The organism is Streptococcus oralis, assembly GCF_023110435.1.
Taxonomy (GTDB): Bacteria; Bacillota; Bacilli; order Lactobacillales; family Streptococcaceae; genus Streptococcus; species Streptococcus oralis_CF.
Genome location: NZ_JALDWB010000001.1, coordinates 615,328 through 627,845, shown reverse-complemented (window position 1 = coordinate 627,845; position 12,518 = coordinate 615,328). Strand labels below are relative to the sequence as shown.

Sequence of the window (12,518 nt, the reverse complement as noted above, 5' to 3'; positions counted from 1 at the left end):
CTTACTTATCTTTCTTGGTTGAAACCAGTGTTTTGACTGGTTCAAAACTGGTTCGGTGAATTGGGGTGACACCTAGTTTTTCCAATCCTTCTAGATGTTTAGCTGTCCCGTATCCTGCATTAGCTGTAAAATCATATCCAGGATATTGTTCATCATAGTCCTTCATCAATTCATCCCGTGTCACCTTGGCCACTATAGATGCCGCTGCGATCGAGAGGGAGTTAGCATCTCCTTTGATAATGGAGGTTTGTGAAATTGGTAACTCCAGTTTCATAGCATCTATCAGGAGGTGCTCAGGTTGGGGACTGAGCTGGGAGATTGCTTCCTTCATGGCCAGTTTGGTCGCTTCATAGATATTGACTTGGTCAATGATGTGATTATCCATGATACCAATACCGATTGCTAAAGCTTGGTCTTGAACAGCTTGATAAATTTCCAGATGTTTCTTTTTGGGGATCTTTTTGCTATCGTTAAGGCCTCTAATCTTACAATTTTTTGGCAAGATAACTGCTGCAGCGACCACAGGACCAGCCAGAGGCCCACGGCCGACCTCGTCAACGCCTGCTATTAAGCTTAGTCCTTGTTTATAAAGTTCTTTTTCATAGGAAAGCATAGTTTCCAGGCGAAGGTCTTCATCCAGTTCAGCCTGAATGGCTTTTTTACGCTTGCTGATTTCCTTTTGAACTCCAGAACGAGGATCCTTTCCCAGTTCAAGAAAAAGGGGATTGTCTAATTCTTTGACAGTAGCAAGAAGTTCCTTGATTTCTTTAATCGTCGTCATCAATGTCGTCCAATGTATCTAAGGTGTAGTTACCGAGTTTTCCATCACGGACTTCCTTAACGAAGAGGCTGTAAAAGCGGTCGTAGTCATCTCGGAAACCAAGGGCACGTGTCATATCCATAATGATAACAGGTGCTTCTTCTTCAATTTTCATTTGTTTGAAGCGTTCAGCTAGCTTTTCTGGATAATGTTTTTTGAAATAATTGAGACCAAAAATGGTGACTTCATCCATTGGAAGCAATTGGTCTTTAATTGCTCCAGTTAGGGCTAGTTTGAGTGCGACAGCATCATCTTCAAACTTAGGCCAAAGAATCCCTGGTGTGTCTAAGATTTCAAGGTCTTTATTGGTTTTGAGCCATTGTTGCCCCTTGGTAACACCTGGTTTATTGCCGACAACCGCAATCTTTTTCCCAGCCAAACGGTTCATGAGAGTTGACTTGCCGGCATTTGGAATTCCGATAATCATGGTCCGCAAGGTTTCGATTTTGATACCGCGTTCTTTCTGGCGTGCGATCTTATCAGTCATAAGCTTTTTAGCTGCATCTGTCACAACTTTCACAGTAACTTGCTCTTTAGAATTTATAGCCAGAGTTTGAATTCCCTGTGATTCAAAGTACTGACGCCATTCTTTTGTCATTGCTGGATCAGCCAGATCTGTCTTGTTCAAAATCAAGAGTTTTGGTTTATCACCAACAATTTTATTTAACATAGGATTTTGACTAGATAAAGGTAGGCGAGCATCCACCAAAATCGTCACAAAATCAACAAATTTTAAATTCTCCTGAACCTGTCGCCGAGCCTTAGACATGTGGCCTGGAAACCATTGAATAGTAGCCATAATATTTTCCCCTTCCGACTAAAAAAACGTAATAAAACGTTTTCTTTCTCACCATCTATTCTATCATAAATTAGGTGTTTTTGCACAGGCTTTGACTAAAATAAAATCACACTATAGTACATAACTAAATTTATGTAATTCAATGTTCACTTGACTTAATGTGTAGTTTGGTATATACTTTGTATATACGGTTTCGTGGAGGTAGAGCGATGAATACAGTAAAGACTCGGAAGGTGGGAAATTCTCTCACAGTGACCATTCCTAAAAATTTGGGTATGACAGAAGGTCAAGAAATGGTTGTCTACAAAGGAATTGACGGGGTCATTGTCTTGGCGCCAAAACTAAAAGATCCTTTTGATGGGATTGCTGATTTAAGAATGACAAATGATTTTGAAGGAGTAATGTCACTTGATAGCGAAATCTGAGTATATTCCTGAAAAGCAAGATATCATTTGGCTTGATTTTGATCCATCAGTTGGTCGTGAAATTCAAAAACGGCGCCCTGCCTTGGTTGTTTCTAGGAGGGAATATGCCTTGCAAACTGGTTTTGTGGCTGTCTGTCCCATTACCCATGGTCAAAAGCATTTAGCAGAAAAAGGCCTGCTCGTTCCTGTTTCGTCGGATAAGGTAGATGGTGCTGTCAATCCATTTCAACTTTATACCTTTGATTTTCGGATGCGCAATGCTCAAAAAATAACAAGTATGGATACGCAACGTTTTCAGAAAGTCGTCCAACTGTATCAATATATCTTTGGAGATACATAAATCCTACCATGCATGACAAGGTAGGATTTTTTCTATATGAGTAATCTTTCTAAAAACGGGTGAAGGCAGTTTGACAAAATCCCTCTAATCCAGCTTTCTTGTGCTGATGATAGATGTTCTGTCTGAAGACATTCTTTTAGAAAATCTCGAACTTGTTCTGGTGCAATCTCAAACTCAAAGGCTTTCATCTTGTAGAAAAAGTCAATGAGATGTTCAGATAAGTAATCATCTGAAAAGGGTACTTCACCACTTTTTCGATACTCTAGTAAGAGTCGAGAAAATCTAGCTTTTTCATCAGGAAAAGCACGAAAATAAGAATTGAGAATCCAGGTCTGCTTCTGCTTTCGTTCAATAGGATCTTGATTTGCAATTCGCTGATCCTTTTCCAGCTCCTTTTGGTTTTGTTTAGCCTTGATAGCCCGTTCTTCTCTATTTTTTCCAAAGAGGATTTTCTCCCATTTTCGTTCTTCTAGGGTCAAGGTTTCTGTAAAGCCAAAGTAATCTTGATAAGCTCGTTCTGCAGGCCCCATGGCTAGGATGAGATTATCTGCGTATTGCTTGGCGATTTTATCTCTCTTCTTGCGTTCTTTCTCTGCTTGAATCCGTAAATGCTGCTCGTAGTCTATTTTCTCCTTACCTAGCTTGACAAGGTAGAGTTGGTCATCAGACTTACCAAGTAGAAAAGGTTTGATACACTTTTCCAGTACTTCTTCCAGACGTGCCTTCTTTTTTGGCTCTGCCTTGGTCCAACTTCCTCCTTGAAAAACTTCTAGGAAAAGCTGGTAATCTTTCTCAGGTGCAAATTGATTGCCACGATTGGCTTTGAAGACACCTTTTTCCAAAAACCATTTTAGAAGTCGTTCGTCAAAATCGCTTTTATTGACCTTGATATTTTCCTTTTTCTGAGCCTTTCTGGTTAGATTTTCAAACTTTCTGAGCAGTTTTTCTTCCTCTTCCAGTTGCTGGTCTAAACTCAGTCGATGAAAATGGCGAACACAGTCACTGCCGATAGGAAAGAGGCGTTGACCTGTAACTCCGTTAAAGAGTTCGTAGGCGTACTTGATGGCATTTCCACAGATACAGTTACTGTGCCCAATACCATTAAAAATCAAGGAAACTTCATTCCATTCCTTGGTAGCTTGATCCCAAGTATCAGCTTTTGAAGCTTGTAAAACCGCATCGTGCAGGGATTTTCTAACTGGAAGTGGCATGAGGTTTCCTTTCTAGGTTATACTTTTACAACTTGAACCTCGTCTTTACCGAGTAAAATCAGGTATTTCTCAATATTTTCAATCGAATAGGCTCGTGATAATGCCTCTCCGTATAAGGCTAACTGACCACGATAGCGGTCTATTAGTTTACTTGGTTCGTCGTAACGGTCTGTTTTGTAGTCGAAAAGGACAATACGATCCTCGAAAAGCAGATATCCGTCCAAGATTCCACGAACAACAAAGTCTTCCTGACTCTTTTGGTCTCGCTTGAGCATAGAAAAAGGTTGCTCGCGATAAAGATGGCTGGTATTAGCAAGAATCTCCTGACCAAGTGGCGTATCAAAGAAAGCTAGGATTTTAGAAAGATTGATCTTTTCCCTAACAGCTGGACCAGTTTGAACTTGTTTAAGAGTATCTTTCAGGCTAGCAAGTGTTGGTTGCTGACTAAGGTCAATTCTCTGCATGAGTTCGTGGGTTGCACTACCAATCTCGGCTCCTGTTACCTCTTCTTTGGTTGAAAAATCAGGTAAATTGAAGCTGAATTGCTTCTCTGATGATTTTGTTTGGTTAGTAATTTCTACCCCTTCCATATCCATAACGGGTTCGTAGAATTTCTTGATTTGGCTTGGAGTTTGAACACTTGGTAGTTCAATGGCTGCGCGGTGAAGAGTATTATAAACTTCCACCTCTTTCAGCATTTCAAGGGCTTCTTTAATGGTTTCTGCTTGCCGGTTACTTGCTTGAGAACTATCTTGTAGAGGACTCTTGTTTTCCAACTGACCAATAGCTTCTCTAGTCAACTGGTCTTCACCAACAAAACGATAGCTAAAGTTGAGATTGTCCTTGGCAAATACTTTACTAATCGCCCATATCCAATCTTGGAAATTCTTAGCTTGAAGTCTGGTATGTTTATCTAGTTTTCCGTTTTCAGCTGTTGGATATTCCTTGGCTTCCAGTTTTTCACGAGAGCCCTTACCGACAAGATAAAGCTTTCTCTCAGCCCGTGTCATGGCAACATACAGCAAACGCATCTGCTCTGAATAGCTAGCCAATTGCAGTTCTTCTTCATTCTGCGTATAAGTTAGACTGGGAATGGAGAGTTTGATGGTTTTAGGATAGTGTGCTTCCGCAGCTCCTGTTTCCACTTTGGCAATGTACTTGACACCAAGCCCATTTTGACGGCTGAGAATGACGTCTGACATCGAGTCTTGCTTGTTGAAGTCCTGATCCATATTGAGGATAAAGACATAAGGAAACTCCAGCCCTTTACTCTTGTGGATGGTCATGAGCTCTATTGCATCTTTGGGCGGCGCGACTGCAACGCTTGCGAGGTCATGCTGAGCCTCCAAAACTTGATCAATCATACGAATAAAACGAGACAAGCCTTTGAAATTGCTCTTTTCAAATTGATCAGCACGCAGTGCTAGGGCATAGAGATTGGCCTGTCTAGCAGGACCGTTAGGCAAAGCCCCAACATAGTCATAATAAAAACGGTCATTATAAATCTTCCAAATCAAGTCATAGAGAGAATTGGTTTTGGCATATAAGCGCCAAGAATCTAAAATATCCATGAATTGATCTAGTTTTTCAGCTAGATCCTTGTAAATTAACTCTTTCTGACTTGTTGCGAGTTTTTGAGCATTGACTAACTTCTCGTAAAGATTCTCTTGTACTTTATCTTCTGTTTTCTGAAGAGACAAACGTGCCAACTCGTCTTCGTCAAAGCTAAACATTGGAGACTTCATCAGTGCAACTAAGGCGTAGTCTTGCAGGGGATTGTGGATGACACGAAGAGTGTCTAGCATGACTTGCACTTCTAGGGATTGGAGGTAATTATTTTGTTCTCCATCTGTTTTAACAGGAATCCCGTACTCTGACAGAGCTAGGAGGATCTGGTCATTACGACTGCGACTGGAAGTCAAAAGGGCAATTTCCTTAAAGGCTACACCATTCTCTTGATAGAGCTTCAGGATTTCCTTGACCACTAGGCGCATTTCCCCAGTGAGTTTCGTTTCTGCTTGGCTCTCTTCTTCCTCTTGCCCACTGTCGTCCTTATCGTAGAGGAGAAATTCTGCCTTGTTGTCTGGATTGGGAGTTAGTTTGGTATTGGCAAAAACAAGCTGGTGCATGCTGTCATAGTTGATTTCGCCGACTTCTTTGTCCATAAGGCGTGCAAAAACATCATTGGTTGCTGACAGCACTTCTGAACTACTGCGGAAATTTTCCTTGAGGAGAATCAACTTGCCCTCTTTAGGATTTTGCGCATAGCGTTGAAATTTTTCATTAAAAATCTGTGGATCTGCCTGACGGAAACGGTAGATGGACTGCTTGATATCTCCTACCATAAAGCGATTGTGACCATTCGACAGCAATTCCAGCATCCGTTCCTGAATGTGGTTGGTATCCTGATACTCATCGACCATGACTTCGTGGAATCGCTCCTGATAAACCTTACGGACTTGTGGGAAATTCTCTAAAATCTCAATGGTGTAATGGCTGATATCAGCGAATTCAAAGGCATTTTCCTGGCGTTTACGTTCACGATAAACCTCCACAAAATCACTCATAAAGGTTTGGAAGGTTTTAGCTAGATCCCATGTGTCCTCATGATAACGCTCTTGATAGTCGAGAATCGTTATCTGGTCTGCTAGTTGTCCAAGTTTTGCAAACTGGGATTTTCTCTCCTCGTTATAAGCATCTGCAAGTGGCTTCAAATCAGCCTTTCGACTAGAGTTAGCTAGAGCCCGACCATTCTTCTCTTTCGAGATGGCGACAACACGAGCAAGCACTGCTTGATAAGCCTGACTATCGGACTCTTGATTTAAGGAGCCAATTTCATCCAGAGCCTGTTGAACAGCTTCTAAATAGGCAGCTTTTGGAAACTCCTTGGCATCATTATCCAGATGATAACGGAAAAAACTTTCCAAATCCCAAAGTACCTGCTTGATTTTCTCAGTTAGTTTTTCTTTTTCACTAGTAAAATCAGTTTCTCCAAATCCTTTGAGGAAAGACTCACTAAGCCATTTTTGAGGATTACTGGTCAATTGCAAAAAGTCATAGATTTTGTAGACTTGCTGGCGCAGACCACGTTCATCCTTGCCTCGCCCAGCAAAGTTCTTCACCAAACGGCTAAATTTCTCTTTATTCTCACCTTGGTAATGCTCTTCAAAAACCTGATGAAAAACTTCATTTTTGAGGATTAACTGTTCACTTTCATTTTGTAAAATACGAAAATTGGGTGCAATATCAATCAGATAGCCATGTTTGCCGAGAAACTTTTGTGTGAAGGAGTCCATGGTTCCGATGGCCGCGTTTGGCAGATCTGCCAACTGACGTCCCAAGTGTTGTTTGAGATCAACATCATCGGTTTCTTGGATTTGTTGGCTGATTTTTTTCTCCAAGCGTTCTTTTAGTTCAGTAGCAGCCTTGACGGTAAAGGTCGAGATAAAGAGTTGAGAAATTTCCACACCACGTGCTAATTGGTCAAGAATGCGTTCTGCCATGACAAAGGTTTTCCCTGAACCGGCAGACGCTGAGACTAGAATATTTTGCCCTGCGGTATAAATGGCTTCGATTTGCTCGGCCGTTTTCTTCTGTTCCTTGCTCGAATTCGCTTCTGCTTCTTGCAATTTTTGAATTTCTTCCTCAATTAAAAAGGAAATGGGCTTCATCGATTCAACTCCTCTCTCATTTTTTCAAACCAAGCTTGCTTGAGCTTCTCTCCGACCAGACGCTTGCCATCCGCTAAATCTAACTTCTCTAGAAAGCGTGCTTGACCTAGATGGTAATTGGCTTCAAAGCCAGTGATAGCCTGATGTTGTTGAACGTATGGGGCAATACTTCTGCCATTCTCTGTGTATGGATTGATGGCGAACTGGCCTTGTAAAATCTTCTCAGCTGCTTTCTTATAAAGATGGGCATTATAGTCTAGTAAGAGCTGGAATTCCTCGTCTGTCAGCTGATTGGCCTTGTTTTTGTTATAAAATTCGCCCAAGTGACTGCTTTCTTTTTCTAAAAAGAGTCCCTGGTATTTCATTGACTTGCTAGCTTCTACTACTGCTCCTGCCAAATTCTTAACGGTCATGAGAGATTGAACAGGCTCAGCCATTTCCAAGTACATGGCGCCGAAAAAGTTCTGCTCCCCTTCTCTTTTTAGGGCAGCTAAATAGGTTGGCAGTTGGGAATTAAGCCCGTTGAAGAAGTGAGGAAACTGGAACTGGGTCAAACTAGACTTGTAGTCTACTACCCCTAGTGCTCCATCGGCTTTCAGGCGATCGATTCGGTCAACCTTACCTCGCACATGAACACTGCGACCATTATCCAATTGAATAATGGTCTGGTCTTTGCCGCCAAATGTTGCCTCCTCTTGGATGGTTTCGATGGCTGGATTATGGCGGAGAATATGGCCCGTAGTCCGTGCAACATCAAGTAGAACTTCCTTGGTAAACTGGGCTTCCAGACTTTCCTGATAAATGGCTTCAAATTCGCGTTCTTGGCTGGTTTCCTTAATAGCTTGCTCCAGACGTTGATCAAACGGATTTTCAGCAGGGAGTTTCAAGGCACGTTCAAAAATACGATGTAAGAAATTCCCGTGACTGCGAGCATCTGGACGTAGGCGCAATTCTTCCTGCAAGCCTAAGACATAACGGAGGAAATAACTGTATTCATTGCGGTAAAACTCCGTCAAACCAGACGTAGACAGGTAAAACTCCTTGTCAGCGGGATAGAGAGCCTGCAAGGTCTCTTTCTCTAATGGCTTGCTGCTTGGGCTAGTTGGGATAGCTGGATTTGTAAGACCTTTTTGATCAAGTTTTTTCCCCATCACACGAGCCAAAACCTTGACAAAGGTGACATCTTTTTCATTTTCACTTGAACCTGCCTGCTGATGATAAGCAACTAGACTGGACAAGAGACTGTGATAAGAACCCATATCTTCTTTACTAAGATTTTTATGGTTCATCCTCTTTTCTCTTCGGCTAAATCCAAAACTCACCAGTTCATGAAGATAGGCAGATTCCTTGCTCTCATTTTCATTGAGAAGACTTGGTGCTGACAAAATCAATTGTTTACGAGCGGCATTGACTAAGGAAAGCATGGTATAGCGATTTTTCTTTAGGTTTTCACTGCTTGCAATCAGCAGTTGAGCCCCCTCTTCTGTCGCTTGGTTTAAGGTCTCTCTCTCTTCATCTGTCAAAAGGCTGGTATTTTGAGCGATTTTTGGTAAATGATCCTGAGTGAGTCCGATGGCATAGACAAAGTCAGCAGTCAGTGGTGCAATCAAATCGTAACTCTGCACCATAACAGTGTCCACTGTCGCTGGAATGGTTCGATACTGAGATAAAGTCATCCCTGAGTGGAGCAAGGCTAGGAAGTCCTCCAGACTAACTTGTGAACCATCAAAAACGGTCGCAAATTGTTTTAAAACATGACAGAAAGCTTTCCAAACTTCGGCTTGTCTCTCCTGTTCTATGGCTTCCATAGGGGATGTTAAACCTTGCATCTGCTTGCTTAATGCAGCATTTTTTAGAAAAGTACTCCACTTTTGCAAGAGATTTTCAGCCTTTTGTTTTCGACTGGCAAATAAGGTTTCAAGTGGCGCCAAAACTCGTAGACGAATGGCGTTCAAACGTTCCAAATCAAATTTTCCATGGTGGGATTTGGTAAAGGTCTGCTGAAAAGCAGGCAAGCCATTGATGCCAAGATAGCGGAGATATTGCTCAAAAGCATCAATATCCGCTTGGCTAAGGTCAGTATACAGACCAGTTCTGAGGAGATTAATCAAATCCTCCTGACGAAAACGGTAGCGTTTCAAACGCAAAATAGACTCCACAAACTGAGTCAAAGGGTGGTGAGCCATAGATTCGCTTCTACCAAGATAGAAAGGAATCTGGTACTGGTCAAAAATAGTTTTCAGTGATAACTGATAAGAAGCTACATCTCCCAAGAGAATACGAAAATGCTTGTAACTCAATTCTGGATGGTCATGTAATTTCTGACGAATGCTACGGGCTACTAACTCCAACTCTTCTTTTTGTGTTAAACAAGACCAGATTTGCAGGTTTTCACGGTCTTTCTCATTAACATCCAAAACGAGTTCTGAAAAGTCATAAGAAGACTCCAGCAAACGTGAGGCCTTGTCAAAACTATCGATCTTCTCATGCGTCTGAGAACGATTCTGAGCAGGTGTTTGGTATTTTGCCCCCAAATGATGAAGAAATTCTACACTAGCTTGGTAGAGATTGCCTTCAGCGAAAGGACTGGTATAAGCCTTTTTACTTGCATAAGCACCAAGGACAATATCGGCACCTTTGCGATGGAGCAGATCCACCACATGCTCCTCCTCGGCAGAAAAACGGGTAAAACCGTCAATGACCAAGGCAAGCTGACTAAAATCACTACTTACCTTGTCATTCTCAATAGCCTCAATCAAATGGGACAACTGACTTCCCTGAGCCAACTGGTTTTGATTGAGATAAGCAGTTACTTTCTCAAAAATCAAGAGTAAATCTGCTCTCTTATCCTCATCGGTCAAACTTTCCAAGTCCAAAAAGTTCATCTGAGCAGTTGTCACCTCGTGATAAAGTTCAATCAACTGCTGGATAAATTGAGGGTCTTGCTTTATCGCACCATAAACACGCAAGTCCTTGGGATCTAGTTCCGCAAGGCACTTATAAAAAGCCATCCCAAGACCGACATCATCAAGACTGGTCTTTGTAGGCAAGTCATTCAAAACCAGGTAACGAGCCATTTGAGCAAAGCGCGTTACGGTAATCGCAAAAGAAGCCTGCTGGGACAAGCATTCCAGCACGGCGCGTTCCTTTTCAAATGAAAGAGAGTTGGGGGCGATGTAGAAAACCCGCTTGCCTGCAGCAACTAACTCTTCCGCCTCTCTGGTTAGAATTTCTGTCAAAGAAGTCCGAATATCAGTATAAAGTAATTTCATCTCTGCCTCGTTTGGTTTCTCAAAGTTTCTTAATCTATTATAGCAAAGTTCGCCTCACAGTCCAAATCCAAAATTCTTGTTGACAATCATTTAACTAGCGAATCAATCAAGCTTCATCATCCACTTTCATATGCTGAAAAATATGGAGGAAAAAGTCTTTGGAAACTTCAAAATGTCCATAACGAAGTCGAGAAGTATAGTCTTTCCATTCAGGATGTTGTCTGACTATTTCTATGGAACAATCTTTGACTGGTAGATAATACTCGACATTTCGTCTAAAGGGAAAGAATCCTTCAAATTGCTCTACTTGATAGGCTTTGTCATCTATAATTTTACCTACGGCCACAAAAGCCTGTAACTTATCTTGACCATTCATATCGTATTTTGGACTATAGTATAAAAGATAGTCACCTTTTTTCATACGATTTAAGGGGCCGCCCTTTCCATGACAGACCTGACAAAAATTTCCTTCAACTCCTCTTAAAACATGGTTCTTTGAAACAACTCCGACCCAATATCTAGGCATTTTTATCCTCCAACACTGCTAACATGCGATTAAAACTTTCTCTATCGTTAGAAAGTTTTTCAAAAAATTTTTCATCAATCCCTTCTACTAAGGGTAAAGCTTGATTGACCTTCTCCGCGCCAGACTTCGTCACTGAGACCAGTTTTGCCCGACTATCCTTTGGATGTTGATCACGTCTAATGTAGTCCTTCTTCTCCAGTAGTCTAACAATCTGGGAAACCGTCATGACATCCATACCAGTAAACCGAGCAATATCAACTTGTGTTACATATTCCTCTCTATTGTTCAAAAACAAGAGCGAGGTTAAAACGATAAATTGAGGCAAAGTGAGGCCAACCGATTTCAAAACTCTTTTTAAATTACTTTCCCACTTGTTGTAGACTTTGATGAAAAGAAGACCTGTAGACTCTGTTTCATCATTTTTGTAAATTGAATTAAAGTAATACTTTGACATTATTTCTCCTTAACTATTAAGTATACATATTATATAAGAATTTATTTTGTTTTTCAAGAAAAGGAAAGTGAAATGTTACAATTCTGTCAGACATTTTATAGTCTATATGCTATAATAAAAGTAAAACCATAGAAAAGGAAGTCTTATGATTAAACTACTAGCCTTGGATATGGACGGAACCCTCCTCAATGAGGCCAAGGAAATCCCACAAGAACACATCACTGCCATTCACCAAGCCATTGAAAAAGGTGTCAAACTAGTTCTCTGTACGGGTCGTCCACTTTTCGGTGTCCTCCCCTACTACAAAAAATTGGGACTCGACCTCCAGAATGAGTATGTCATTGTCAATAACGGTTGTTCAACCCACCAGACCAGTGACTGGGGGCTAATTGACTGGCAAGAACTCAGTCCAGCTGACATTGAATACCTCTATGACCTAGCAGAAAAAAGCGATGTTCAGTTGACTCTTTTTGATGAGGAACATTATTTTGTCCTCGGTGGCAAGCCTAATCAAGTCATCCAAAATGATGCCAAGCTAGTCTTTTCAGATCTGACTGAAGTTTCTCTTGGGGAAGCTACCAGTGGCAAGTACCGTATGTTCCAAGGTATGTTTTTAGGTACAGAGGAGCAAACAGACGATTTTGAAGAGCGTTTTGCTACAGAACTCTGTCAACGATTCAGTGGCGTTCGTTCGCAGCCTGTCATTTATGAAGCCATGCCACTTGGAACGACAAAGGCTACCGCTCTTTCACGACTGGCAGAGATTCTGAAGATTGATTCCTCAGAAATTATGGCTATGGGCGATGCTAATAACGATATTGAAATGCTCCAATTTGCAGGGCTTGGCATTGCAATGGGAAATGCCAGCGATTATGTCAAATCCCTTGCCAATGACGTTACAGCCAGCAATGAAGAAGACGGCGTCGCGCGTGCCATTGAGAAGTATATTTTATAGAGAAAAAACCCAGTTAAATCCTTAACTGGGTTTTTGACATTTTAA

General features: G+C 41.4%; 10 protein-coding genes. 3 read left to right on the top strand and 7 right to left on the bottom strand.

All coding sequences use genetic code 11. From position 1 onward, the window contains the following. Position 1 precedes the first annotated feature (1 nt). Both M1F97_RS03195 and ylqF read right to left on the bottom strand, forming a co-directional pair. Entirely contained in the window at positions 2-781 is a 780-nt protein-coding gene (locus tag M1F97_RS03195; protein ID WP_247944163.1) for a ribonuclease HII, read from the bottom strand. Beyond that, complete coding sequence (gene ylqF, locus M1F97_RS03190) at positions 768-1,619, bottom strand: ribosome biogenesis GTPase YlqF (RefSeq protein WP_247944162.1); 852 nt, start codon at positions 1,617-1,619, stop codon at positions 768-770. Before ylqF ends, M1F97_RS03195 begins: the two co-directional genes overlap by 14 nt. Before the next feature lie 209 nt (positions 1,620-1,828). Here ylqF and mazE point away from each other — a divergent pair, with 209 nt between their 5' ends. Continuing rightward, complete coding sequence (gene mazE / locus M1F97_RS03185) at positions 1,829-2,044, top strand: type II toxin-antitoxin system PemI/MazE family antitoxin (protein WP_084975361.1); 216 nt, start codon at positions 1,829-1,831, stop codon at positions 2,042-2,044. Next, positions 2,028-2,384: a type II toxin-antitoxin system PemK/MazF family toxin gene (locus M1F97_RS03180; RefSeq protein WP_247944161.1), complete on the top strand. Its 357-nt coding sequence runs from the start codon at positions 2,028-2,030 to the stop codon at positions 2,382-2,384. Before mazE ends, M1F97_RS03180 begins: the two co-directional genes overlap by 17 nt. Before the next feature lie 32 nt (positions 2,385-2,416). On the opposite strand, the gene M1F97_RS03175 is transcribed toward M1F97_RS03180, so the two are convergent. The 5 genes from M1F97_RS03175 to M1F97_RS03155 all read right to left on the bottom strand — a co-directional run bounded on the left by M1F97_RS03175 (position 2,417) and on the right by M1F97_RS03155 (position 11,518). Next, a complete protein-coding gene (locus M1F97_RS03175; protein ID WP_247944160.1) occupies positions 2,417-3,595 on the bottom strand; it encodes a hypothetical protein in 1,179 nt (392 codons plus the stop codon). 17 nt (positions 3,596-3,612) lie between these two features. After that, a complete protein-coding gene (addA, locus tag M1F97_RS03170; RefSeq protein WP_247944159.1) occupies positions 3,613-7,266 on the bottom strand; it encodes a helicase-exonuclease AddAB subunit AddA in 3,654 nt (1,217 codons plus the stop codon). Next, the gene (gene rexB, locus M1F97_RS03165) at positions 7,263-10,538 is read right to left on the bottom strand and encodes an ATP-dependent nuclease subunit B (protein WP_247944158.1); all 3,276 of its coding nucleotides are present in this window, start codon (positions 10,536-10,538) and stop codon (positions 7,263-7,265) included. The genes addA and rexB overlap by 4 nt, the downstream gene beginning before the upstream one ends. A 106-nt stretch (positions 10,539-10,644) precedes the next feature. Beyond that, positions 10,645-11,064, bottom strand: a complete 420-nt coding sequence (locus tag M1F97_RS03160; RefSeq protein ID WP_125448385.1) for an EVE domain-containing protein — start codon at positions 11,062-11,064, stop codon at positions 10,645-10,647. Further along, a complete protein-coding gene (locus tag M1F97_RS03155) occupies positions 11,057-11,518 on the bottom strand; it encodes a MarR family winged helix-turn-helix transcriptional regulator (protein ID WP_125448386.1) in 462 nt (153 codons plus the stop codon). The genes M1F97_RS03160 and M1F97_RS03155 overlap by 8 nt, the downstream gene beginning before the upstream one ends. Before the next feature lie 145 nt (positions 11,519-11,663). On the opposite strand from M1F97_RS03155, the gene M1F97_RS03150 reads away from it, so the two are divergent. Further along, a complete protein-coding gene (locus M1F97_RS03150) occupies positions 11,664-12,473 on the top strand; it encodes a Cof-type HAD-IIB family hydrolase (RefSeq protein ID WP_125448387.1) in 810 nt (269 codons plus the stop codon). Positions 12,474-12,518 lie beyond the last annotated feature (45 nt).